General features: G+C 59.7%; 28 protein-coding genes. 1 reads left to right on the top strand and 27 read right to left on the bottom strand.

Annotated elements, in window-relative coordinates; translation table 11 throughout:
- The first annotated feature begins 150 nt into the window (after nucleotides 1-150).
- The gene (locus tag U6037_RS05945; protein ID WP_322846115.1) at nucleotides 151-1,269 is read left to right on the top strand and encodes a TIGR00730 family Rossman fold protein; all 1,119 of its coding nucleotides are present in this window, start codon (nucleotides 151-153) and stop codon (nucleotides 1,267-1,269) included.
- Nucleotides 1,270-1,325: 56 nt separating this feature from the next.
- On the opposite strand, the gene recX is transcribed toward U6037_RS05945, so the two are convergent.
- The 27 genes from recX to U6037_RS05810 form a co-directional block, all read right to left on the bottom strand.
- Entirely contained in the window at nucleotides 1,326-1,796 is a 471-nt protein-coding gene (gene recX, locus U6037_RS05940; RefSeq protein ID WP_008077166.1) for a recombination regulator RecX, read from the bottom strand.
- Nucleotides 1,797-1,804: 8 nt separating this feature from the next.
- Nucleotides 1,805-2,860 carry a recombinase RecA gene (gene recA / locus U6037_RS05935; RefSeq protein WP_007908746.1) on the bottom strand — a complete coding sequence of 352 codons (1,056 nt, stop codon included), beginning with the start codon at nucleotides 2,858-2,860 and terminating at the stop codon, nucleotides 1,805-1,807.
- Between the two features lie 83 nt (nucleotides 2,861-2,943).
- Nucleotides 2,944-3,444 carry a CinA family protein gene (locus U6037_RS05930; RefSeq protein WP_322846114.1) on the bottom strand — a complete coding sequence of 167 codons (501 nt, stop codon included), beginning with the start codon at nucleotides 3,442-3,444 and terminating at the stop codon, nucleotides 2,944-2,946.
- A 67-nt stretch (nucleotides 3,445-3,511) separates the two neighbouring features.
- Complete coding sequence (locus U6037_RS05925) at nucleotides 3,512-4,030, bottom strand: lysis system i-spanin subunit Rz (protein WP_322846113.1); 519 nt, start codon at nucleotides 4,028-4,030, stop codon at nucleotides 3,512-3,514.
- Nucleotides 4,009-4,575: a glycoside hydrolase family 19 protein gene (locus tag U6037_RS05920; protein WP_322846112.1), complete on the bottom strand. Its 567-nt coding sequence runs from the start codon at nucleotides 4,573-4,575 to the stop codon at nucleotides 4,009-4,011. Before U6037_RS05920 ends, U6037_RS05925 begins: the two co-directional genes overlap by 22 nt.
- A 36-nt stretch (nucleotides 4,576-4,611) precedes the next feature.
- Entirely contained in the window at nucleotides 4,612-4,866 is a 255-nt protein-coding gene (locus U6037_RS05915; protein WP_322846111.1) for a hypothetical protein, read from the bottom strand.
- Complete coding sequence (locus tag U6037_RS05910; RefSeq protein ID WP_322846110.1) at nucleotides 4,866-6,026, bottom strand: hypothetical protein; 1,161 nt, start codon at nucleotides 6,024-6,026, stop codon at nucleotides 4,866-4,868. Before U6037_RS05910 ends, U6037_RS05915 begins: the two co-directional genes overlap by 1 nt.
- A gap of 18 nt (nucleotides 6,027-6,044) precedes the next feature.
- Nucleotides 6,045-6,491: a phage tail assembly chaperone gene (locus U6037_RS05905; RefSeq protein WP_322846109.1), complete on the bottom strand. Its 447-nt coding sequence runs from the start codon at nucleotides 6,489-6,491 to the stop codon at nucleotides 6,045-6,047.
- Complete coding sequence (locus U6037_RS05900; RefSeq protein ID WP_322846108.1) at nucleotides 6,492-7,388, bottom strand: phage tail protein; 897 nt, start codon at nucleotides 7,386-7,388, stop codon at nucleotides 6,492-6,494.
- Between the two features lie 41 nt (nucleotides 7,389-7,429).
- On the bottom strand, nucleotides 7,430-7,897 hold the full coding sequence (locus tag U6037_RS05895; protein ID WP_322846107.1) for a phage tail assembly chaperone: 468 nt from the start codon (nucleotides 7,895-7,897) through the stop codon (nucleotides 7,430-7,432).
- Nucleotides 7,897-8,823, bottom strand: a complete 927-nt coding sequence (locus tag U6037_RS05890; RefSeq protein WP_322846106.1) for a hypothetical protein — start codon at nucleotides 8,821-8,823, stop codon at nucleotides 7,897-7,899. The genes U6037_RS05895 and U6037_RS05890 overlap by 1 nt, the downstream gene beginning before the upstream one ends.
- Nucleotides 8,824-8,845: 22 nt before the next feature.
- On the bottom strand, nucleotides 8,846-9,412 hold the full coding sequence (locus U6037_RS05885) for a tail fiber assembly protein (protein ID WP_322846105.1): 567 nt from the start codon (nucleotides 9,410-9,412) through the stop codon (nucleotides 8,846-8,848).
- 7 nt (nucleotides 9,413-9,419) lie between these two features.
- Nucleotides 9,420-10,499, bottom strand: a complete 1,080-nt coding sequence (locus tag U6037_RS05880) for a phage tail protein (protein WP_322846104.1) — start codon at nucleotides 10,497-10,499, stop codon at nucleotides 9,420-9,422.
- A 57-nt stretch (nucleotides 10,500-10,556) separates the two neighbouring features.
- Nucleotides 10,557-10,982, bottom strand: a complete 426-nt coding sequence (locus tag U6037_RS05875; RefSeq protein WP_322846103.1) for a phage tail assembly chaperone — start codon at nucleotides 10,980-10,982, stop codon at nucleotides 10,557-10,559.
- 1 nt (nucleotide 10,983) lies between these two features.
- On the bottom strand, nucleotides 10,984-11,715 hold the full coding sequence (locus U6037_RS05870; RefSeq protein ID WP_322846102.1) for a hypothetical protein: 732 nt from the start codon (nucleotides 11,713-11,715) through the stop codon (nucleotides 10,984-10,986).
- 14 nt (nucleotides 11,716-11,729) lie between these two features.
- Complete coding sequence (locus U6037_RS05865; RefSeq protein WP_322846101.1) at nucleotides 11,730-12,329, bottom strand: YmfQ family protein; 600 nt, start codon at nucleotides 12,327-12,329, stop codon at nucleotides 11,730-11,732.
- Nucleotides 12,317-13,360, bottom strand: coding sequence for a baseplate J/gp47 family protein (locus U6037_RS05860; protein WP_322846100.1), 1,044 nt, complete (start codon nucleotides 13,358-13,360; stop codon nucleotides 12,317-12,319). Before U6037_RS05860 ends, U6037_RS05865 begins: the two co-directional genes overlap by 13 nt.
- Entirely contained in the window at nucleotides 13,350-13,748 is a 399-nt protein-coding gene (locus U6037_RS05855) for a phage GP46 family protein (RefSeq protein WP_034154915.1), read from the bottom strand. The genes U6037_RS05860 and U6037_RS05855 overlap by 11 nt, the downstream gene beginning before the upstream one ends.
- Nucleotides 13,748-14,257 (bottom strand): phage baseplate assembly protein V, encoded by a 510-nt coding sequence (locus U6037_RS05850; protein ID WP_016985044.1) that lies wholly within the window; start codon nucleotides 14,255-14,257, stop codon nucleotides 13,748-13,750. The genes U6037_RS05855 and U6037_RS05850 overlap by 1 nt, the downstream gene beginning before the upstream one ends.
- Nucleotides 14,258-14,371: 114 nt before the next feature.
- On the bottom strand, nucleotides 14,372-15,418 hold the full coding sequence (locus tag U6037_RS05845; protein ID WP_322846099.1) for a phage baseplate assembly protein: 1,047 nt from the start codon (nucleotides 15,416-15,418) through the stop codon (nucleotides 14,372-14,374).
- Nucleotides 15,419-15,421: 3 nt separating this feature from the next.
- The gene (locus U6037_RS05840; protein WP_322846098.1) at nucleotides 15,422-16,657 is read right to left on the bottom strand and encodes a DNA circularization N-terminal domain-containing protein; all 1,236 of its coding nucleotides are present in this window, start codon (nucleotides 16,655-16,657) and stop codon (nucleotides 15,422-15,424) included.
- Nucleotides 16,644-18,419, bottom strand: coding sequence for a phage tail protein (locus U6037_RS05835; RefSeq protein WP_322846097.1), 1,776 nt, complete (start codon nucleotides 18,417-18,419; stop codon nucleotides 16,644-16,646). Before U6037_RS05835 ends, U6037_RS05840 begins: the two co-directional genes overlap by 14 nt.
- Nucleotides 18,420-18,549: 130 nt before the next feature.
- Complete coding sequence (locus tag U6037_RS05830) at nucleotides 18,550-18,846, bottom strand: phage tail assembly protein (RefSeq protein ID WP_007908778.1); 297 nt, start codon at nucleotides 18,844-18,846, stop codon at nucleotides 18,550-18,552.
- A complete protein-coding gene (locus U6037_RS05825; RefSeq protein ID WP_007908779.1) occupies nucleotides 18,843-19,190 on the bottom strand; it encodes a phage tail tube protein in 348 nt (115 codons plus the stop codon). Before U6037_RS05825 ends, U6037_RS05830 begins: the two co-directional genes overlap by 4 nt.
- A gap of 67 nt (nucleotides 19,191-19,257) precedes the next feature.
- Nucleotides 19,258-20,754 (bottom strand): phage tail sheath subtilisin-like domain-containing protein, encoded by a 1,497-nt coding sequence (locus U6037_RS05820; protein ID WP_160056277.1) that lies wholly within the window; start codon nucleotides 20,752-20,754, stop codon nucleotides 19,258-19,260.
- Entirely contained in the window at nucleotides 20,754-20,933 is a 180-nt protein-coding gene (locus U6037_RS05815) for a DUF2635 domain-containing protein (protein ID WP_034154909.1), read from the bottom strand. The genes U6037_RS05820 and U6037_RS05815 overlap by 1 nt, the downstream gene beginning before the upstream one ends.
- Nucleotides 20,930-21,514 (bottom strand): hypothetical protein, encoded by a 585-nt coding sequence (locus U6037_RS05810; protein ID WP_322846096.1) that lies wholly within the window; start codon nucleotides 21,512-21,514, stop codon nucleotides 20,930-20,932. The genes U6037_RS05815 and U6037_RS05810 overlap by 4 nt, the downstream gene beginning before the upstream one ends.
- Nucleotides 21,515-21,662 lie beyond the last annotated feature (148 nt).

Here is a 21,662-nt window from a genome sequence, read left to right as displayed (position 1 = left end):
ATCAGCGCGATTGCGCGCAAGGGTCTAGATTCAGAGTATTCCCGATCACTTTTCAACGGCAGGCAAGGAACTGCCGATCGTGTGTTTTTTGCAGCGCGGCACTGACGCCGCTCGTCAGGGCCATCCGCTCTGTGCAGAAGGAGACGTTGAATGCCTTACCAACCGAATGACCTCTTGAGCCGTCATTTTCAGGAAAGCGGTCCCGACCTCATCAGCCAGGTCGAAGAACAACTCAGCCGTGTTTCCCCCAACAGCCCCAACCTTCCCATCTACCGCGACATGATCCTGACTGTGCTGCGCATGGCCCAGGAAGACCACAACCGCTGGAACGCCAAGATCACCCTGCAAGCCCTGCGCGAACTGGAGCAAGCGTTCCGGGTACTGGAACAATTCAAGGGCCGACGCAAAGTCACGGTGTTCGGCTCTGCGCGCACACCCGTCGAACATCCGCTGTATGCCATGGCCCGAGAGCTCGGCGCGGCGTTGACCCGTTCGGAGATGATGGTCATCACCGGGGCCGGGGGCGGCATCATGGCCGCCGCCCATGAAGGCGCCGGCCGCGATCATAGCCTCGGGTTCAACATCACCCTGCCCTTCGAACAGCATGCCAACCCGACCGTCGACGGTACCGGTAATCTGCTGCCGTTCCACTTCTTCTTCACGCGCAAGCTGTTCTTCGTCAAAGAGGCTGACGCCCTGGTGTTATGCCCGGGCGGGTTCGGCACGCTGGATGAAGCACTGGAAGTGCTGACGCTGATCCAGACCGGCAAAAGCCCATTGGTGCCGGTGGTGCTACTGGATGCGCCGGGCGGCACATTCTGGCAAGGCGCGATGGACTTCATCCGTCAGCAACTGGAGGAGAACCATTACATCCTGCCGACCGATATGAAACTGATGCGACTGGTTTACACCGTTGAGGAAGCGGTGGAACAGATCAACCAGTTCTACAGCAACTTCCACTCCAGCCGCTGGCTCAAGCGGCAATTCGTGATCCGCATGCACCACAAGCTCAGCGATCAGGCGCTGGAGCATATGCAGGAAGCGTTCGCCGACTTGTGCCTGAGCGACCAATTTCATCAGCACGCCTACAACGGCGAAGAGCACGACGAAGCGCAGTTCAGCCATCTGACGCGCCTGGCCTTCGCCTTCAACGCGCGCACTCACGGGCGCCTGAGGGAGTTGATCGATTACATCAATCTGCCGGAAAACTGGGCTGATTCAAGACCACAAACCGCGCAACGCAGCCGCGAGCCATCAAAGGCAATCTGAAGGCAAAAAAAAAACGGCCAGCTATTTTCATAGCGGGCCGTTTTTATTGAAGCGCTTTAATCGTCCATCCCTCGACCGCTGAACAAACGGTTGATCATCTCCATCGAGAACCCCCGATAGGCCAGGAACCGACCTTGCTTGGCCCGTTCTTTCGCATCAATCGGTAAATGTCCGGAGAACTTCCGGCGCCACGTGTCCTGAAGTTGTTCCTGCCAACTGATACCGCTTTCGCGCAGGGCGAGCTCGATATCCGCGCGTTGCAAACCGCGCTGGCTCAGCTCCTCGCGAATCCGTAGAGGGCCGTAGCCGGAACGGGCACGGTAGGAAACAAAGCTTTCAAGGTAACGGGCTTCGGAAAGCAGCCCCTCTTCCGTCAAACGGTCGAGGGCGGTTTCGATCATCTCCGCCTCAGCGCCGCGTTGACGCAGCTTGCGCGTCAACTCGACTCGACCGTGCTCGCGACGTGCGAGCAGATCCATGGCGGTTCGCCGCACCGCGACGAGGGTATCGAGTACGGCGGTGGTCATCGCTGCAATCAGATATCAGCGTCGGCCAGGTCGTCTTCAGTCTCTTTGACTGCAGAAGCCTTGGAGTCGATCACCGCAGGAGTCAGCAGTTTGTCACGCAGTTGCTTCTCGAGCTTCGCGGCGATTTCCGGGTTGTCTGCCAGGAACTTGGCCGAGTTGGCCTTGCCCTGACCGATCTTGGTGCCTTCGTAGGCATACCATGCGCCGGACTTCTCGACGAAACCGTGCAGCACACCCAGGTCGATCATCTCGCCGTTGAGGTAAATGCCCTTGCCGTAAAGAATCTGGAACTCGGCCTGACGGAACGGCGAAGCGACCTTGTTCTTCACAACCTTGACGCGGGTTTCGCTACCGACCACTTCGTCGCCTTCCTTCACCGCGCCGGTACGGCGGATGTCGAGACGAACCGACGCGTAGAACTTCAGCGCGTTACCACCGGTGGTGGTTTCCGGGCTGCCGAACATCACGCCGATCTTCATGCGGATCTGGTTGATGAAGATCACCAGGCAGTTGGCGTTCTTGATGTTACCGGTGATTTTACGCAGCGCCTGGGACATCAGACGGGCTTGCAGGCCCACGTGCATGTCGCCCATTTCGCCTTCGATTTCAGCCTTCGGTACCAGTGCGGCCACGGAGTCGACGATGATCACGTCAACCGCGTTGGAGCGCACCAGCATGTCGGTGATTTCCAGAGCCTGTTCACCGGTGTCCGGCTGGGACACCAGCAGGTCGTCGACGTTGACGCCCAGCTTGCCGGCGTACTCAGGGTCGAGGGCGTGTTCGGCATCGACGAATGCGCAGGTCGCGCCGGCTTTCTGAGCCTGGGCGATCACGGACAAGGTCAGTGTGGTTTTACCGGAAGATTCAGGACCGTAGATCTCAACGATACGGCCTTTTGGCAGACCGCCAATGCCGAGCGCGATGTCCAGACCCAGAGAGCCAGTGGAGATAGCCGGGATCGCCTGACGGTCCTGATCGCCCATACGCATTACGGCACCCTTGCCGAATTGACGTTCGATCTGACCCAGGGCCGCAGCCAAGGCTTTCTTCTTGTTGTCGTCCATTAAAGTCCTCACGTAATCAATAAGGCCTGACGGCCAACACCTGTATAAGTAGCCAGTATTATTCCACAGCGTTCGCGGATCGCCTACCCCTGATTTTCGATTTCTCGTGCCGCTAGTCGCAGGAGCCCCTCTAGCGCGGCCTTCACCGTTTGTCGGCGGACTTCATCGCGGTTGCCGGGGAAGTGCTGAACCTCACTGGTGACTGTTTCGCCAACGCCCCAGGCCAGCCACACCGTGCCGACCGGTTTGTTCGGCGAGCCACCGTCCGGGCCGGCCACGCCACTCACCGCCACGGCAAATCGCGCCAGGCTTTTGTCCTGAGCACCACGCACCATCGCTTCGACCACCTCGCGACTGACCGCGCCCACCGTTTCGAACAACTCGGCCGGCACATTCAGTTGCTGGGTTTTCTGCCGGTTGGAGTACGTGACGTAGCCCGCCTCGAACCACGCCGAACTGCCCGGGATCCGCGTGATCGCTTCTGCGATGCCGCCACCGGTACAGGACTCGGCGGTGGTGACGTGGGCATTGAGCAGTTGCAGGCGTCGGCCAAGGTCGGCAGCCAGTTGGGTGATCTCTTTCACGGCGCACTCCGGATCGTGTGGAATGCCTCCACCGTACACGAGCCGGTTGCGCTTTCAATACACAGACTCATTCAAAATGTGCAGGCGCCAGCGCTCTGACATACGCCTGACACGCCTGCAAGGCGATCAGTCCACGGTCGCCGGTGTCGGTGATGGCGACAATTCGTTGAGCATGCGCCGGGTCAAGTCGGGCGCGTACGGCTGCATGATCCACGCCGCCGGCGCCGGTGGTGGCTGGCATGTTGCAGCCTGGGGCAACGTCGCTGGCGTCGAGAAGGACTGACAGGCGCACATCAGCAGTGGCAAGGCGATCGCGCAGGCGATCCTGATCACGTTGGGCATCGCTCAGCGCTCGATAATGGGTTTGTTCACTGGCGGCGAGTCGTTGCTCCAGCGCCAGGCGTTTATCCTGCTCAGCCTGTTGCGCTGAGGCAGCAGCAAAATTCTGTTGATTGAGGACTTCGGCGTTTAACCGTGCCTGCTCCGCCAATTGCCGCTCGTAGCGCCACTCCTGAAACTGCCACGCCGCAGCAAAAGCAGCAGCGGCCAGCAATAAGATGCCGATCACTCGCCAGGGGATTGGCATAGCACCGCCCTCGCCCGCGCCCAGATTTCCAGGCGATCCTGCAAGCCGTTCAACCCACCATTGATGCGACGGGTAATGGTGTTGAACTGATCGCGATCGGCCAGTTCGTTCAAGCCGTTCTGTTCCCAGAACCAAGCGGCAGACTCAGCGGCCCATTGCGGTTGTTCGAGCAACTCGGGCAACGACAGCAGACGCTCATCGCCGAACAGACCGAGGCTGCACTGACGGTAATTCGAACGGCCGGTAATCTGAATCAACCCGCGACCTCGGTATTTTTGCCCGTCGCCATCGGCCTCCGGTGTATTGCCCAAACGCAAGGCCAACGTACCCGTGTCGTATTTGCTCAGGTATTGGTTGTTGCCCAGTTCGCGCACATAGCGCAACTGCCCCGACTCATGGCCGACTTGTGCAAGGAACGCAGCAATACGTTTAGGCGTGTCGATACGCCGCCGAGCCATGGCACTGTTGAGTGCAGAAACAAAAACGCCCGCTTGGGAGCGGGCGTTGGGCATGATGTCGATAAGGTTGTTTTCAGTTATTTGCATAATGCTTGATCCTCCCTGGATATTGCCCCGATTGAATCACGGTTGACGACCAACACCTGTGAACCATTTTCTTGCCAGAGTTTTCAGAGAGTTCTCCGGAGCAAGTTCTTCGGGGGATGTGAACATCCAACCGAGTGTGCCGAAATTGGCAGTCCAGTCGATTTGCGGTGCCGGAGTGATTTCAGTGATGTCGACCCAGAGCAGATCCGGATGAAACATCTCGGCCATGTTTCCGTTGGTCGAGAACAGTTCGACCACGGTGTTGTGGGTGATGCGTGCGTAGGTTTTCATCAGGCGTACTCGAAGATGATCACGGCGCCGGACGCGCCTGCTGCGCCCGATCTACCAGGCTGATTGGTTGTGTTAGCGATCCCGCCAGCGCCTGAGCCATAACCGGAACCAGGCGCAGCCACACTCAATGCAACGCTGCTCGCATAACCACCACTGCCAAGTGGTGAGTTTGCGCCATGCCCGGCAAGTGTTGATCCGGTGAGGCACATCCCAGGGTTGCCGGCCGCACCTGCCGAATTGACAATGTTGCCGCCACTTGAGGTTTGGCTGGGAAAACCACCCACATACAAGCCGAATCCAGGAAGCGTGAGCGGAGAATTCCAGGGAGACCCGCCACCGCCAGTGGCCGAAACCAATGAACCCAGCGAACTTGTTCCGCCACTTCCCCCGCCTGTGCCGACAACCCCCGCCGCGCCGCCGGCCCCCACTGTAATGATTTGGCTCTGCCCGATCGCGGTAGATGATAACCAGGCTTGTGCGTAGCTACCGGAAGCGCCACCGCCTGTAAGGGAAACCTGGGTGGAGTTCGTCGCACCGATTCCCGAGCTGCCACCACCTCCGCCGACGATGGTGACCAATACGTTCTTCATTCCCACTGACGGCACATAGTTGCCGGATGCGGTAAACGTCTTGATCCCCAGGAGCCGACCACTTGCAGCATTGCCACCACTCGCATACACCAGCACCCAACTATCCAGTGCTGCGCTGTACACCACCGAACACACACTACCGCCGACAATCTCTGCAGGGCGCAATGCACTCGCTGCAAGACTGACCATCGGCTTGGGCATCAACCCGTTCGGTGCAAACGTACTCGCCCCGGTATTGGCATTACCGGCAGTAAAGCGCAGCGCCAAGCCGTCCTTCAATGCGGTGACGGCAGGCACATAATTAGCCATGTAGAGATTGGCGGCGCCGATGTCAGCGGCATGTTTGTCTTCACCTGCCTGACTGAGTTTTTTCACCGCTTGCAACAACTGGGTTGCATCGGCTTCGCTCGGCTCAAGGCCGGCGGATTTGAGGACGTTCAATAATTCATCGGTAACGCTGTTGCCCCAGGTCGCCGGGATCAACGATCCGGGCAATCCCGCGACGACGTCTTCATTGACAAATTTGCCATTCACCAGCCCAACACTGGGAACGCTTTTTGGATAGTCCATTTCAACTTCCCTGATGACTTACAGCGCAGCAGCCAACCACTTCGGCGCAATCGGCCGATGCTCGCTGAACGGAAAAAAAGAACCCTGCGGCCAGTCCCGCAATTCACGGCGATAGGTTTGCAATTCGGCGTATTGCCCGGTGGTCAATGTGGTACCGCCGCCGTCCTCCAGCTCATCACGATCACGGGCCACCAGACCGTCGGTGGCGGCGAGTTGCGCCGTACGCCACGAGCGCTCGATGTCAGCAGCTTCATCCGGTGAAGGCGGTGGTGGATCGACCAGAACCGGATAGCCGTTATCGGCACGCACGCCAATCACTTTCGGGGTGACCGCCATCTGCTGCAGCAGCGAGATCCAGTAACCCTGAGGAATTTCGATAACGTCGTCGGGAATATCCGTTGAGTTGATACCCGGCACATAGGCGCCCCGGGTACTGGCGCTAAACAAAACATTGAACGGATTCATTCAGTAGCCCTTTGCAAGAAAAAAAACACCCCAGTTCGCACTGACTTCACCGGTGTAGCTACGGACCTTCAGCCGGCAGCCCTGTTTCGTCGCAGAGGTGGAGAGCATGATGACCATCGCGCCGTCGCCCCCCGAGTGGATGGCCACGATCGATGAAAACGCGTTGGGAAAAGAGATAGGAAAACTGACATTAACTTCGCCTTTGGCATCCGTGGTGCCAACATCCCACTGGTCGATGTTACCGCTGGGATAGCGTTGATAACCGACGTTGCCTACGACACCGGAATGCGCTGTGGCATACCTATCGCTGACCGATCCCCCATATAAACGCCACTGATTGCTCAGCTTGATCAGATAAGCGGAATCACCAAGATCCAGCTTCAGCGGTCCGAATGTGCCATTACAGGTTTCGATCTGTTCATTGGCTGCCGGACTGATCGTTAAAATACCGGTGCCCGCATTGATCACGTGAAGGGTACTGGCGTGGGCAATTCCGTTGACTGAAGGCAACGTCGCCGTGATCGGCGAGTTACTCGCAAAGCTGGCGACTCCACCGATATTGGCAGCGCTCAGAACTGTGCTCACTCCATAGGACGCGAAACCGGAAAACTGCAAACCGGTTCGGGTTACGAATTCAGTCGTTGCAACCGATTTGCCACTGTCGAATTGCGGCGCAGTCACAAATAACCTGTTACTGCGTAAAGCCCCCAACAGTTGATCATTGGCGGACTCTGCAGGCGTAAGACCGGCAGTCTGGATGACCTTCAGTAACTCCTGCGTGACGCCGTTCCCCCAACTCGCCGGAATCAACGATCCCGGTTTACCCGCTACCGGATCCTCATCGACAAACTTGCCGTCCACCAGACCCGCACTGGGAACACTTTTTGGATAATCCATTACTCATCTCCTGTTCGGAAAACACATGCAACTTGATGGCGCTAGCCAACATCAGCGGCGAGCCACTCGGGGGCCGAAGGCCGGGAAACGGCCGAAGGAAACTGGCTTGAATCAGGCCAGTCGCGCAGCGCCTGGCGGTATTCCAGCAACTCCAGATACTGCGCGGCCTTGAGCGTCGTCCCACGCCCCAGCGCCTGCTCGTCGCGATGCCGCGTCACCCGCCATTCGGTGGCCGACAGACTGGACTGACGCCAGGTGCGCGCTGCTGCCAAAGGCTCTTGCTCCTCGACCACCGTTTCAGGAATGACCACAGACTTGCCCATGTCCGGCAACGGTGTGACCTCATGGCGCAGTTCACTGATGGGTGCGCCGATCTCAAGGTGCATGCCCTCCGGCACCTGCACCATCGCCTCGACAAAAGCCGGTGCATACAGTTGAGTGATTGCGTACTCACCGGTATCGATCAGTTCGATCGCGATACCGTTTTCCAGTCGTGCATAACGGGCCATTACTCGTACTCCCAGATTTCACAGAAGGCGTTGCCGCCGGCGCCACTGACGAATGAACTCGAAGGATTGGACGAACAAGAGCCACTGCCTCCCGAGCCTCGGACGCCAGCGAAACCAGGATTGTGTACGCCCCTGTACGGGCCGCCACCGTCGAACGGGCTCGCCGCTCCGCCTCCGGAGAGCATTCCCCAATTGCCGTTGAACATCGCGTAGCCACCGGTGTGACCCCGTGCATTGGCAAGGTTGCCGCCCACGGCGTCTTGTCCTCCAGTCCCACCCTGAACGTACCCTGAGGAAGAGGTTGTCGTATCGATGTTCAGGATCTGTGCACCGGCGCCTCCTGCAGCGCTCATGTAGGAGCCGAAGGAAGCCCCACCGCCTGCCAGCCCCATCGTAGTGCTGGCAGGTCCACCCGCCCCCAAAGAAACGGGCACACCGGCAAGCATCTGGGGCGTCACGTCATAAAGACTCTCCGCATAGGCCCCCGACCCACCGCCGCCACCGAGACGCAGATTACCGGCGGCGACAGTTGCACAACCACCGCCAGATCCACCCGCCCCGACCAGCCGCACACGAATCCGTTTGGCCCTCGGGTTGGGCTTGTAAACCGTGATCCCGACCGTCTCGATCTGCCTGACTGCCAGCAACCGCCCCACCGCATCGGTGATGCGATAACCGACCAACGTGGTTGGGGTATTTTTTAGTTTATTGAAGTCGACCAGTGCACCGATTGCGCTGGCCAGCTGATCGGTTCTGGCTTCATCCGGTATCAATCCGGCGGCCTTGATCGCGTTGAGAATTTCTTGCGTGACGCTGTTGCCCCACGCCGCGGGAATCAATGATCCCGGTGTCCCGGCGAGCGGGTTTTCATCGACGAAGCCGTCGTTGACCAGTCCCACGCCGGGGATAGTTTTTGGATAATCCATTGCACTGCTTCCTGTGCTGAAATCAGTTGGCTACGGTTGCGCCGGGTGCGACCGGCCAGGTAATTTCATCGGGGAAACCGGCCTGTTTTTCGATGCGGTTCAGCTCGACGCTGTAGAGCTTCCACTCGATCAGCAGCAGTTGTTCGTCATGGCTGGCATCGCCAATGTCTTCGGCGTATTGCAGGGGTGCGATGCGCAGTACGGCATCGCGTAGCACTGCGTCACGCTGATTGAGGCATTGCTGTCTTACGCTCGCCAAGCGAGTCTGCTCATCCTGTACCCAGGCGTTGTCGCGCCAGACATGGAACTCCCCTGGCCACGACTGGGCGGTCAGGGTGTCTGGCAACTCTCCCAGTTCGGTCCATATTTGCCTGACTCCATCGTTTTTGCGGTAAACCACACCGCGCCGGTCTGTCAGCTCTCGAGGAACATTGTTAACCAGTGCCCATACTCGCCCGCTTTCGGGCGATGGCAGCTCGAATGAAAGTTGAACGGCATTACTCGGCAGCTGAACACCAAGACCGGGGGTGACGTCAAACTCGACAGGGCCGGTCAAACAGCCCAGATGATCAATCAGATAATTAAACATGAGCACCTCAGACAAGTTTGATTCGACCCGGATAAGCAATATTTCGAGGACGCGTGATACCGCCGTGGTTCAGCAGTTCTGAATCGGCGATTGGCGTAATCGGCGCAGCAGGTGTGATGTATTTGACGGTGGCGCCGGCGTAATCGGCGTAGTTGCCCATATCGAAACCCAGCTGGGCTTTCTGGGAAATGATGTTTGTCGCAAACAAAATATTGTCGGCGACGCCGTTGTCCCCCTGAACCAACGAGCCTTTTTGCCAGGATCCCGCCGCACGACCGGTATCGACCAAACCGCCTTCGGCCAGGACGCGCAAGAATTCACCACGGGCTTCTGGCAGGCGAAAAGTCGTGGCGCCGTCTCCAGGCGTCCACGCACCGCCACGATCCGCCTCGGAACGCAACATGCCCGACTGCTGCGCGTGGTCCCAGAGCCACGGCCATTCCGAGCGATTCAGTACGGAACCATTCAATGCGGCATAGCCACCGGGCAGCACAGCCAGAGTGGTCTCGAAGGCTACGTACCCGAGTGACGAACCGTCCAGACGACCGATCGGCCACCAATTACCCGCTGTGTCACTGCGCAAGTGCCACCAGTCACCGGCTCCCATCAATACGAGAAACGGATAACCCGAAGCATTCAGGTGGGTGTGAAACTTGATCGCATCGCCGCTTGCACTTCTCACGACCAAGCGGTTACCGCTGTTATCGACGCGCCGCATAATGACGTCACACACCCCAAGGCTGGTATTGGCTGGAGGCAAACTGACGGTCAATGCGCTGGCCCCGGCATCGATCAGAACCAAGCCCAACTCATCGGTGGTCAATGACCTGGACGCTCCAACCCGAGTAATCACCGAACGCATCGGGCTGGCGTTGCCGACAATTGACTGAATCGCCTTGAACAACTGAGTGGTGTCCGCCTCTGAGGCCACCAACCCACCCCCTGTAATCACACTCAGAATTTCCTGAGTCACACTGTTGCCCCACACCGCCGGAATCAACGATCCCGGCGTACCCGCCACCGGGTTTTCATCGACGAAACGACCATCGATCAAGCCAACGCTGGGGACACTTTTTGGATAATCCATAATTGTTTTTCCTATACCTGGAATATTGATAGGCGATGCCGACAAAGCAGCATCCAGTCACTCGGCAGTCATCCAGGCAGGCTTTTTCGGTCGAGAGCGTTTGGCGGGAAATTTCTTCGCCTGGGGCCACTTGCGCAGCGCCTGCAGGTAAGTCAGCAGCGTCAGATATTCAGCGTCGGACAGCGTGGTGGCCTTCATTAGCTCCACTTCGTCACGGTGGCGATCGCGCAACCAGGCAACCCGGTTGAATTCCTGATCGCGCCACGCCTTGGCTTCGGCCGAAGTTTGCTCATCTGAAAGAGCTGTCATCTCGACCAGGATCGGCAGACCTTGCTCGTCATGGGATCGCTCGGTACCCGCTACAGGATTTGCGATGACCGACTCATAACGCGCCTCGTCGATTTCAACGGCATCGTCCGGAAGGCTGGTGTGATAACCCGACAAATAGGTGTTGCCGGTGGTTCGGCTATAGAAACGTTTCATGTCAGTTCCCCACCCCCAGGACAGTGACAAAACCGGAGCCACCGGAATTACTCAAGACTTGAACCTGGCTGGGATCAAAGTAGGTCACCAAGGGTGGAGTGACGATATCGAAAAAGGGTGCGTTGCCGCTGTGCGAGTAACTTGCCCAGGTAGCGGCGCACTGGGTCTTGAAAGCCACCGGCCAGGGTTTTGCAACATAGGTTTTATCTGTAGCGACGGTGATCATGACCCACTGAATCATGAAGCCCCCCAACCAGCTCGGAAAAGCGATATAGCCGTTCGCGCCAATGCTGTAGGAAACACCAAACCAGAGTTTTTTCGGCGTGACGAAAGTGGTGTCATCCGTCCCCGCATTGACCTGGGCTTGAGTCGCGATCCGCGCCCAGCCAAAAACCGTTTCAGTGGCTTGCACCACTTTCTTTTCGATCGCCTGGAACACCCGCTGCGGAGTCATCAGACGGCTGCTGCTGGTACCCGCCTCGGCCTCATCCTTGCTTGCCAGAGAATCACTTTTGTTCTTTTCGACAATTGCCGAAATCGCCGCTTTGAGTTGCGTAGTGTCGCCCTCGTCGGGGACTAGTCCGGCGGCAGTGATCACGTTGATTACTTCGTCGGTAACGCTGTTGCCCCATCGCGCCGGAATCAATGAACCCGGCGTTCCCATCAATGGGTTTTCATCAACAAATTTGCCATTCACCAGCCCGGAACTGGGCACGCTCTTCGGATAATCCATCCCGTCATTCCTCCCTAGTCATAATTGATGTGCACCTTGGTATGCGCCGGCGCACTGCGGTGAATCAGGCATTCCAGCGCCGACCCCGGATTGACGCCGAAGCGCTCGCCCCAGTAGCTCGCGCCGAAACGCCGACCGAGCAACAAGCGCCCGCCGGTGTTGAGGGTCCACATGAACTGCGCTTCCCACGTGCCCCAGTGCGCCGAGCCGAAACGCGAACGGCCCATGCGCGGGGCTTCGAGTTCGGTGATGGTGGCGTTGGGATAGCCCTGGCTTTTGGCGATTTCGAGGTAGTAGCCGACCGCTTGGCTGCCGACCGCGAGCAAGCGTCGGCGTACGGCGAGCCGGCGGTCGTCGAACAGTGGCGTCGCACCCAGGCATGGGTCGGGCAGGTTCATCACCCGCTCCCAGTCCGGCACCAGTTCGCTGACGCCGGCCGGGTCCATCTCGTTGAGCAGGTCGGCGGCGCGCGCATCGAGGCGTGCCAGTTCGACGGCGACGCCTTGCAGCACTTCCTCCAGTTCCGGCACGCGCTCCGGGTCCCACGCCGGGCCACTGGGCAGCAAGGCGCGCAGTTGCGCCTGATATTGTGCGACGGTTCTTATGCCCCCCATACACAACCTCCGAAGGTCAGCAGTTCGCTGTCGTTGGCCGTGACGTTGGCCACGGGAGCTGTCAGCACGTGGTCGGTTTCACCTGCGGCGCTACTGATCGCTTCGCGGATATGGCTGATCAACAGATCTTCGCCGAGGTCGGCCTCGCGGTTATGCAAGTCGCGCAGTTGGGTTTCGACCGCCGCGCGCACCGCGCTGGTATCTGGGGTCAACTTCAGGCGATAGGTCACAGGCACTTGAATCGGTGGACGCACATGCACTTCAGCCGTCACCGGACGCAAGGGTTCGATATAAGCCTGAACCTCGGCCAGTTGTTCATCGTTCGGCACCGGTTGCGGATCGTCGTCACGCATGATGTACACGCCGACGGTGCCCGGCCCGAGCAAGCCACCACGGCACCAGGCGCGCGTTACGCCGGGCACTTCCAGCGCCCAGGTTTCGTAGTCACTGGCCGAGCCACCATGGGGAATCACGCGGTAGGAACGGATCACCCGCGAACGCAGCGACTCCAGACTTTCCCGCGCCACACCGCCGCTGAGTCCCGGCGCCAGCACCACAAAACTGTTGCCGATCACACCGGCAATCGGCTGCACCGGGGTCAGCGCCAGCCCGGCGTCGGCATTGCCCAGACTGCCGGCATCCAGCGCGGCGATCGTGGTGGTGTTGCTGCCATTGACGGTGGTGCGCGCGGCGGTGACTTTGTAGGTGCGGCCGTCATTGGTCTGCAGCAGCGTATTGGCGTCGAGCACCGCGCCGGCAGTGGCGGTAAAACTGACGCTGCCGGTGGCCACTTGCGCGGGTTTGCGCGGTTGGTTCAGACGCAGAGCGGCAATGCGTTCCAGGGTCGACTCATCGGCCTTGTCCGGCAGAATCTGCTCGGCAATCCAGTCGAGATAACCGTACAGACCATAAGCCGCGCCACCGAGGGTACGGGCCAGCACTTGCGCATCGGACTGGCGCAGCGAATCGCCGGCCAGGTCGCTTTGGGTGCGCTTGATCAGCACCGGCAGCGAAGGGGTTTCAAACGGCATAGATCACCTGCCAACTGTTATCGGGGTTGATGTCCAGACGTTCGCCGTCGGCCAGAGTCAGGACCGTGCGCAGGTTCAGGCGCTGGGCGTCGAGGCGTTCGCTGATGATGTCGATGGCGCTGCAGTGGCCGTCGTCGATCAGCCATTGAAGGGCTTCGCGGGCATAAAACTCGGCGTCCATCTGCGTTTGCCGGGTCAATTTCACCCGGCGCAGCAGCCATAGCCGCGAGCCGATGCGGTCGTCGGCAACGCTGGGAAACGTATCGCCCCACCAGCCGAAACGTTCGTCGTCGTCGAGGGCGTCGTCATCGGCGGCGCGGCGCCAGGTGAACAGGCTGATCAGTACGGAGCGGGTCAGTGCGGCGTGGAGATTTTGGCTGATCAGCATCACTTGCCTCCTGCCGGCGCGCCGGTCTGGCCGCTGCCGGCCTGTACGCCGACGTGCACGTGTTTGATCTGGCTGATGCCGCCGGCCAACTGGTCGCCGGTGGAAACGATTTTCCCGGTCTGATTGATCACCGGCGTGTCGAAGTTCACCGCGCTGCTGGCGCGGATGTTCAGCGTGGCGGTTTCAATGTCGATGATCCGCCCGCGCTTGAAGTGAATTTTGTCGCCTTCGTCGGTGTAGATCGCCACTTCGCCCGATGCCAGCGATTGCAGGCGATAACGGCGATCGGCAATGACCAGGGCGATGGCGTGGGAACGGTCGCCGCCGATGAACGTGACGACACCTTCAGCGCCGGCCAGCGGGTGGCTGGTGAAACCGTAAGGTTCAAAGTGCTCCATGTCGTCGTTCACTTCGCCAGCGGTGAGGCGCATTTGCAGCGATTGCAGCTTGGATGCCGAATTGGCGAGCACGACAGTGCCGCGCGCCAGCAGGCGTGTCAGTAGGCTCATGCTTGGTTCCTGTAAGAAACGGGCCGACGTCAAAAGATCGCAGCCTTCGGCAGCTCCTACATGAGATCGGCGTACACCTGTAGGAGCTGCCGAAGGCTGCGATCTTTTCAGGGCCTATGTGGTTTTTTTCGGGGGGCTGGGATTGGCATCGAAGGTATGCGGCGGCGCCACTTGCAGTGTGGTCACCGAACCCTGTGCCGACAACGAATACGTGACCTTGGAAATCAGCATGTCGCCATCAAACCCCAGCACCGGATCCGTGACTTTGACCAGCGTGTTGTGCCGCCAAAGATCACCGTTGGCCTGGCGCCAGCCCTGCACCTGATACGTGGTGGTCTGCGCCCGCCCCATACGGGTGGCGCACTCCCACTGGGCGCGTTGCTGGGCCAGTTCGAACGTCAGCGCGGTGCCCTCGTTGATGATGGTGGTGCGTCGACGTTTGAAGCTCAGATCGGTCGCGCTGGATTCAACCTCGCTGACCGCCGCCCCGCTCTTCTTGTCCGAACCTTTCTGCTGGCCGATCACCCGGTATTCGGAGAACACCTGACTCTGATCCATGGGGGCATTGGCCGACAGGATATTCTTGCCCAGTTCCAGCGCATCGCTGGCCCGACCACCGCTGCCGGGTTTGGCCAGCACCAGTCGGCCCTGCTCGTCATCGGTGGAAAACACCCGCAGCAACGAGAGCAAACGGTCGATCGACTGGAACACGGTTTCACCCGGCACGATCGTGTGCTTGGTCAGCCGTGCAGTCTCGGGAATTTCATTGACCACCATCAGCCCGTACTCCATCGCCAGCGCCTGAACGATGCTCAGCAGCGGTTGCTCCTGCCACTGGTTCGGCTGGTTTCTGGCGGCGCAATCGACCAGATCCTGGGTCTTGGAACTGCCCTCGATGCTCAGGCTGATCTGGCGTCCGTCATAGCTGATCGGCGCCTTGAACACATAGCCGGTGAGCACCAGATCCTGGCCGATTTTCACTTCGCAGGGGTCACCCGGCTTGATCCGCTGGTCCACCGTCTGCCCCGGCCACTGCCAGGTGATGTCAAGTTTGAACGTGCGGAACTGGCGCTCCAGATCGGCCGTGATCTCCACGCTTTTCCAGCCGCCGTATTCCATGTTGTTGACGGTCAACGTGACGCGGTTATCCATCTCGCTCATGGCTCACTCCCTGGACACTTTCACGTCGTTGGGTGAAAAGCCCGGATGGTTCATCGCGTTGCTCTGAGTCACTTGCGTCACCCGTGTGGCATCGGCAAATTGCTTGTAGGCCACAACCAGCGCCGGCAAGCTTTCCTGGAACGATTTGGTGACCTGTCGCACACCGGATGACGCCACTGCCTTGAGATGCGCTAGCAGCGCTTCCTTGACATCGTTGATTGCCTGGTGGTGTTTGGGATCGGCCTTGTCCAGCATCGGGTCAATGGCCACCCCGACCGCCTTCTGCAGCGCTTTCATTTCTTCGGTCACCGGTACTTCCTGACGGGTCACCGGTTGATCCGCCTGATGCGCCACCGAGGGTGTCGACGACAGCTTCACGGCGGGGCTCGCCACTGGCATCGACGCCACCCACTGCGCCACTTTGACCAGCATCGTGTCCTGCACCAGATCGGCCATGGCCTGCGCTGCGGCGTTGGTGTCCTTGCCGGTGGTGATCTTCGGCGCATCAGCCTTGCGGATTGCTTCGAGTTGTTGGGACACGTCGGCAATCACGCCACGGTAGCCCTCCTTCGCGAATTCCTTGAGCTCCTTGATATCGCCGAGCAGGCCTTTGAACTCCGCCGCCACTTCCTTGGGTAACTCCTTGACCGCTTTGACCAGTTCAGTGATCTGCCGGTACTGCTCGATCAGCGGCTTGAGCTGTTCTTTGATCACCTCATAAACGCCGGTCAGGCTGTTACGCAGATTGGCAATGCCGATCCGCGCGGCCTTGATCAGCGTCATCGCCTGTTCGAAACGTGCCACCGCAGACCCCAAAAGCGTGTCGGCCTTGGCCAGCAACACTTTCTGTGTGCTGACGGTAGCGGTCGGAAACGGCAACGGTTGGTCTGGATAGAACTTCAGCGTAATGGTCACTAACCCGCCGTCCTGGCGGGTGTGGGTCATGTCGCATTCGCCGACCTTGACTTGCAGTCGCCCCAGCCACGGATGCACCAGTTCACCACTGCCCGCCTCCAGTGCCTTGAGCAGCTTGTCGCGCTGCTCCAGGCAATCGGCGCCGATGATGAATGCGGTGACGTCGTGAATCCTCGCCTGTTGGCCGAGATCTTCGAAATACGGCAGATCGCGTTGCGGATACTCGTGCAACTGACCTTTGCGACCGACCGGGGTTTTCGCCTGATCGATCCAGAAACCGACACCACGAAAGGATGCCGGCAACAAACGGTCACGCCAGTTCATTGGAACCTCCCATCGACAGCGAGCGATAGCCGATGCGCGAAGACAGCGCCAGGCCCGGTTGATTGGTTTGCGGTTGATCGGTGCGCAACCCGGCCGGCGCATTTTCGAAGCGCACGGTCAGGCCGCCTTCGAGCTGCGTGCGGTTGTTGATTGCGCTTTGTTGAATCAGTGCGCCAGAACTCTGTGGCAACGAACCACTTTGCAGTGCACCGTTGCCCGCTGCTTGCGGCGTTGCCCCGAAGAACGCCGGAGCCAGCTCTCCTTTGCCTTCGGCATTGGTCTGGCGTTGCGCTTCGGTGAACGTTTCCACCTTGCCGGTGACCTTGGCGATCAGTCCGGCAAAGCCGCCGTCGAACAGCTCTTGGATCGGCGCAATGACGGTTTGCAGCTTTTGCCACAACTCGCCGAACCACTCGGTGATCGGCCCCCAGTTCTTGATGATCTGCCCCAACGGCGTCCATTCGAACATGTTGTGCAAAAACTCGAGTACCGGTGCGGCCAACGCTTGCACCACGCCCCACAGCGCCGAAAACACTTCGCTGATCGGTTGCCAGTACATCGCGATCTGTTCCAGCGGCGACCATTCGAACAGGCCCTGGAAGAAGCTTTTGATCTGCTGCGCCGACGCTTGTAGTGCGGCCCAGATCGGTTCGAAGAACGTGACGATGCTGCCCCAGTTGTTGACGATCATGCCCAGTGGGGAATAGTCGAACAACGTGCCGAAGAAGTCCTTGATGGCTTGTGCCGCCGGTTGCAGCGCCGTCCAGATCGAGGCGAAGAAGCCAGTGATCGCCCCCCAGTTGTTGATGATCATCCCCAACGGTGTCCAGTCGAACAGTCCTTTGAGAAACGACTTCACCGGCACACTCAAGGCCTTGAGCAAGTTCCAGATCGCCGAAAACAGACCGGTCAACGGCGCCCAGTTTTCCAGGATCATGCCGGCGGGCGTCCACGAGAACACCGATTTGAAGAAGTCGATCACTGGCGCGGTGACCGCTTTGACCGTGCCCCAGATCCCGGAAAAAAATCCCGCGAGCGGTGACCACAGCGCCGCCAGTGCATCCAGCGGTCGCCAATCGAGGATCGAGCGCAACGTCGCCATCGCACTCGCACCGATGTTTTTCACGCCCTCCCACATGCCTTTGAAGAAAGCGCTGATCGGCGTCCAGTTGGCATAAATCAATCCGGCCGCCACTGCGATACCCATGGCGATCAGCATGATCGGGTTGGTCTTGAGCACCATGCTCATCACGTCCATCACCTGGGTCATACCGGTGACGGCGGTTTGCATCGCCGAAAAGGCAATCGCCCCCGCCGCTAGGCCTTCGACCAGTTTCGGGTTGTCGGCGAGCAGGCTGCCGACTTGGGTCAGCATCGGTTCCAGCCCGACCACCAACGCCCCCACCGCCGGCACCAGTGCCGCGTCCACGGCGGCTGAGACCTTTTCCATCGACGCACTGAACACGTTCATGTTTTGCGCAGCGACTTTCGGTGTGGCGGGCAGGTCGACGGTTTTTGCCGTGTCGCTGACTTCAGTCAATTTGCCCTGAAACGCCGCCGCCGATTTGATCCCCTCCACGAACGGCGTGATCACGCTGCCGCCCTTGAACAGACCGCTGATGTCCAGTTTGCCGAGGCCAGCCTGTTCGAGATTTTTCTTGAAACCCTCGACCTTGGCTTGAAGGGCGCCGAGTTTGGGCGACAGTTCATCGATGCCCGTGATCAGCACCGGCGTTTTCACTTTTTTCTCTTCGTCTGCCATCACTGCACCTGCTGCATCGCATTGATCCGTTGCGCGTGCTCCAGCGATTCGCGGAGCACATCCAGTGGCCTGGCCATCATCTGTTCGGGGTCAACCTTCCAGAACCAGGCCAGGTCATAGGCGACGGCGATCAGGTCGGTGATGGCGCCGACGCCGCACTCATGAAAAAACTCGCAACGGCCCAGCTCAGCGCATTGAGGTCAGCCAGATCCAGCTGGTTGACCGACGACGGCGGAATGCCGGCGCACACGGCGATGTATTTGGCCGCCACGTCCATGTCGAGGCTGACTTCTTCGCTCTTGTCGATCTTGTACGGCAACGCCTTGATCGCTCGCACCTCCTGCACCGTCGGACGGCGCAGGACGAGTTCGGTCAGGGGCTCGCCGTGAGCTTCGATCGCAACCTGAAGCTTCACGGCGCCGCTCATTGCCAGGTCCCCTTGATGCCTTCGAATTTCAGTTCGATGGTGGCGTCATCGCCTTTGGAGACTGGCTCTTCGACCAGATACGCACCGGCCAGTACGTAGACTTTGCCGTTGCTGAATTCGCAGGTGACGGTGATGTCGGTGCCTTCGATCAGCTTCTTCAGCGGGAAGTCGGCGGTGTGCAGCGCGGTCACTTTGAACGACGGCGCAATATCGGTTTCCTTGTAGAAACCGGGTACGACGGTTTCGCGTTTGACCGCCATCAGCGGGGCTTCGCAGCCGCCATTGATAGTCAGTTGTGCGCCGTCGACTTTGACGTAGCAGGTGCCTGCAATCAGTTGACCCATGGTGTTACTCCCTTGATTAAAAAAGCCCACGCGCGGTGGGCTGAATGCTGGTGGTCAAACGCGGCGATCAAGCCGCGTCGTCGTACTGCAGACGGAACTGGTTGAGCAGTGCGAACACGCGCAGACCGTTGATGTAATCCGGCGGGAACAGCACGTTCACGCGGCTCGGGTCCTGCACGTCGCGTTCGACGATCAGGTGCTCGGCGAACAGCTCGGCGTTCTCGACGTGGCCTTCCAGTTCGAGCTTGGCGTACTGGGCGATCAGCTCACCGCGAATGGTCGCCGGGGTGACGATTGGCTGGCCGGCGCCGAAACGGGTGCCGTCGGAAGCCAGTTTGTGGCGACCGTATTTGCTGGTGATCACGCTTTGCAGACGGCGCACGATGAACGCCGACTGGTGCATGGTTTCGCTGTCCAGATAGGAGTTGTCGGCCTGACCGTAAGCGTTTTTCTGGTAAGTGGTGATCGAGCGCTGGATGCGCACGTAGCCGCCTTCGTAGTACGCGGTGGCGATGCCGTAGTTGAGCAGCGACTGACGCTCGGTCAGGGTGAAACGCTCACTCGCTGGCGCCGGATCAACACCCGGCAGACTGCCGCTTTGGGTCGGACGGCTGGCGTCAGCGGAGATGAACACCGCGGTGCGTGCAGCCAGTGCCGCCGCTTGTACCCAGAACGGTTGCGGAACGCCCGGCTCCAGCGCCTGAATGGTCATGTGCTGGTCGTTGCGTGCCTGGCCGGCTGCAACCAGCGTACCGACGGTGCCGCGCTTGGCGCTGTAGACGTGACCGAACAGTTGCTTGGCCCACGACCAGCGACCGGTGCTGTCATCCATGACCGCTTGCCAGGTGTTGAGGGTCGACAGATCGGACCATGGCAGTGCGATGAATTCGAACGGCTCATCACCCAGAGCGGCAATCGCCGCCACTTGATCCGGCACGCCGGCGCCGCCGGTCATGGCGGTGATCGCAGTGGTAAGGCCGGCCGGGGTGTCTTCGCCGTTGCTCTTGCCCAGGCGATTGAATTGCAGACTGATGTCGTTACCGCTGTCGCCAGTCCATTTGGCGTTCAGGGTGACCACACCTTCGGCAGCCGCAGCGCTGACCGGCAGGTCGGCGGTGGCGTTGATTTTCTGCGCCAGTGCGGTGGCCGCTTGTGCAGCAGTGGCACCGTTGACCACGGTGGCTTGCACACGCACGCCGCCGACATACAGATTGAGCACGCCGGCCTGAGTGGCGGTGCCGGTCAGGGTCAGCACGCCTTTGGCGATGGCGCCTTCAGCGTTGTGCAGCGGCAGGCACCAGATCTCGCCGATCGGGTCAGCCTTGCGGAAGGTTTCGTACATCGAGGCGAGCATCGAGCCTTGGCCGCCGATGCTCTTGGCCAGCGCAACACTGGAGACCAGCACCAGTTTGCCGACTTCGGTCGGGGCGATGTTGTCGTTGACCTGAGCGACGATCAAACGACGCAGGGTCGAACTCGCGCTATTGGCGGCCGAGTTGTCCATTTCGGCATAGAACAGCGGTACACGAATGTCCGCAGGGATGTTGCTGAATCCGATCGCCATTATTTGGCTCCCTTTTGTTTGGCTGGTGCGGTTTTGAGGGTGATATCGCCGTCCGCCAGACGTCGGCGCCACCAGGCGCTGTCCAGCACTTCACGGCCTTCCAGCGGCAGCAGATCGCCCGCCTCCGGGTCAGGTACGACACGGCCAGCGGCCGGCAGTACGGTGATGCGATTGCTCATGGGGTTACGTCTCCAGAGAAAGTCATTTCCACGCGCCCATCGGGGCCCGGGCGTTTCAGGTTGGGGTCGGCAGGATCGATCGCATCGACCCGCACGGTGGCCCCGGTAAAGGACGACAAACCGTCCAGTTCGCGTTCGTGCCAACTCTCCGCAGGCTGACTTGGCAGATTGCGGCCGAGCTGGAACTCGGCAAAAAAGCGCAGCCGGTAGAAAGCGCGGCTGCTGTTGATCGAGACCATTTCGCCGCCGTCATAGACGATGGCGCTGTAGTCGGAAGCGGGTTTGAATCCCACCAGTGCGCGCCACAGTTCGGCACGCAGGTCGTGCAACAGATCCAGCGCTTTTGTAGCGTCGGTGGCGTCAAGCACGAGGACGATTTCGAAGCGCTCGCGGATCGGTTGAGTGGTGAGGTTTTGTGTGGTGCTTTCACTCGCCAAGTCGGCCAGTGGCAGCACATGGGCCGAGGGTGTCGGCAGATCGACATTGCCTTGCAGCAAAGCCAGATCGACACCCACCGAAATGTGATTGGCAAGGCCAGGGCATTGCCCACGCAGTTGCGTGAGGATCGGGGTGATCTTCATGGGGGGTGTTCCAGAATTGAAATGAGTTGCAGAAAACACCGCGAATCCACTGTAGGAGTGAGCCTGCTCGCGATGGCGGTGCCACATTCAAAATCAATGTGCCTGACACACCGCTATCGCGAGCAGGCTCACTCCTACAGGGGACTCG

Source organism: Pseudomonas sp. B33.4, from assembly GCF_034555375.1.
In the GTDB taxonomy this organism is placed as follows: domain Bacteria; phylum Pseudomonadota; class Gammaproteobacteria; order Pseudomonadales; family Pseudomonadaceae; genus Aquipseudomonas.
The sequence above is the reverse complement of the archived record's forward strand: the minus strand, read 5'-3'. Positions and strand labels throughout refer to the sequence as shown.

Coding starts and splice junctions, on each gene's coding strand:
- U6037_RS05890 (WP_322846106.1), bottom strand. CDS start 8,823: ATGGATTATCCAAAAACTATCCCCGGCGTGGGACTGGTCAACGACGGC.
- U6037_RS05815 (WP_034154909.1), bottom strand. CDS start 20,933: ATGAGCAATCGCATCACCGTACTGCCGGCCGCTGGCCGTGTCGTACCT.
- recA (WP_007908746.1), bottom strand. CDS start 2,860: ATGGACGACAACAAGAAGAAAGCCTTGGCTGCGGCCCTGGGTCAGATC.
- U6037_RS05915 (WP_322846111.1), bottom strand. CDS start 4,866: ATGAAAACCTACGCACGCATCACCCACAACACCGTGGTCGAACTGTTC.
- U6037_RS05865 (WP_322846101.1), bottom strand. CDS start 12,329: ATGGGGGGCATAAGAACCGTCGCACAATATCAGGCGCAACTGCGCGCC.
- U6037_RS05825 (WP_007908779.1), bottom strand. CDS start 19,190: ATGGGTCAACTGATTGCAGGCACCTGCTACGTCAAAGTCGACGGCGCA.
- U6037_RS05870 (WP_322846102.1), bottom strand. CDS start 11,715: ATGGATTATCCGAAGAGCGTGCCCAGTTCCGGGCTGGTGAATGGCAAA.
- U6037_RS05830 (WP_007908778.1), bottom strand. CDS start 18,846: ATGAGCGGCGCCGTGAAGCTTCAGGTTGCGATCGAAGCTCACGGCGAG.
- U6037_RS05835 (WP_322846097.1), bottom strand. CDS start 18,419: ATGGCAGACGAAGAGAAAAAAGTGAAAACGCCGGTGCTGATCACGGGC.
- U6037_RS05920 (WP_322846112.1), bottom strand. CDS start 4,575: ATGCAAATAACTGAAAACAACCTTATCGACATCATGCCCAACGCCCGC.
- U6037_RS05885 (WP_322846105.1), bottom strand. CDS start 9,412: ATGTTTAATTATCTGATTGATCATCTGGGCTGTTTGACCGGCCCTGTC.
- U6037_RS05905 (WP_322846109.1), bottom strand. CDS start 6,491: ATGAATCCGTTCAATGTTTTGTTTAGCGCCAGTACCCGGGGCGCCTAT.
- U6037_RS05820 (WP_160056277.1), bottom strand. CDS start 20,754: ATGGCGATCGGATTCAGCAACATCCCTGCGGACATTCGTGTACCGCTG.
- recX (WP_008077166.1), bottom strand. CDS start 1,796: ATGACCACCGCCGTACTCGATACCCTCGTCGCGGTGCGGCGAACCGCC.
- U6037_RS05875 (WP_322846103.1), bottom strand. CDS start 10,982: ATGAAACGTTTCTATAGCCGAACCACCGGCAACACCTATTTGTCGGGT.
- U6037_RS05880 (WP_322846104.1), bottom strand. CDS start 10,499: ATGGATTATCCAAAAAGTGTCCCCAGCGTTGGCTTGATCGATGGTCGT.
- U6037_RS05845 (WP_322846099.1), bottom strand. CDS start 15,418: ATGAGCGAGATGGATAACCGCGTCACGTTGACCGTCAACAACATGGAA.
- U6037_RS05900 (WP_322846108.1), bottom strand. CDS start 7,388: ATGGATTATCCAAAAAGTGTTCCCAGTGCGGGTCTGGTGGACGGCAAG.
- U6037_RS05860 (WP_322846100.1), bottom strand. CDS start 13,360: ATGCCGTTTGAAACCCCTTCGCTGCCGGTGCTGATCAAGCGCACCCAA.
- U6037_RS05925 (WP_322846113.1), bottom strand. CDS start 4,030: ATGCCAATCCCCTGGCGAGTGATCGGCATCTTATTGCTGGCCGCTGCT.
- U6037_RS05910 (WP_322846110.1), bottom strand. CDS start 6,026: ATGGACTATCCAAAAAGCGTTCCCAGTGTTGGGCTGGTGAATGGCAAA.
- U6037_RS05850 (WP_016985044.1), bottom strand. CDS start 14,257: ATGAGCCTACTGACACGCCTGCTGGCGCGCGGCACTGTCGTGCTCGCC.
- U6037_RS05855 (WP_034154915.1), bottom strand. CDS start 13,748: ATGCTGATCAGCCAAAATCTCCACGCCGCACTGACCCGCTCCGTACTG.
- U6037_RS05945 (WP_322846115.1), top strand. CDS start 151: ATGCCTTACCAACCGAATGACCTCTTGAGCCGTCATTTTCAGGAAAGC.
- U6037_RS05810 (WP_322846096.1), bottom strand. CDS start 21,514: ATGAAGATCACCCCGATCCTCACGCAACTGCGTGGGCAATGCCCTGGC.
- U6037_RS05895 (WP_322846107.1), bottom strand. CDS start 7,897: ATGGCCCGTTATGCACGACTGGAAAACGGTATCGCGATCGAACTGATC.
- U6037_RS05840 (WP_322846098.1), bottom strand. CDS start 16,657: ATGAACTGGCGTGACCGTTTGTTGCCGGCATCCTTTCGTGGTGTCGGT.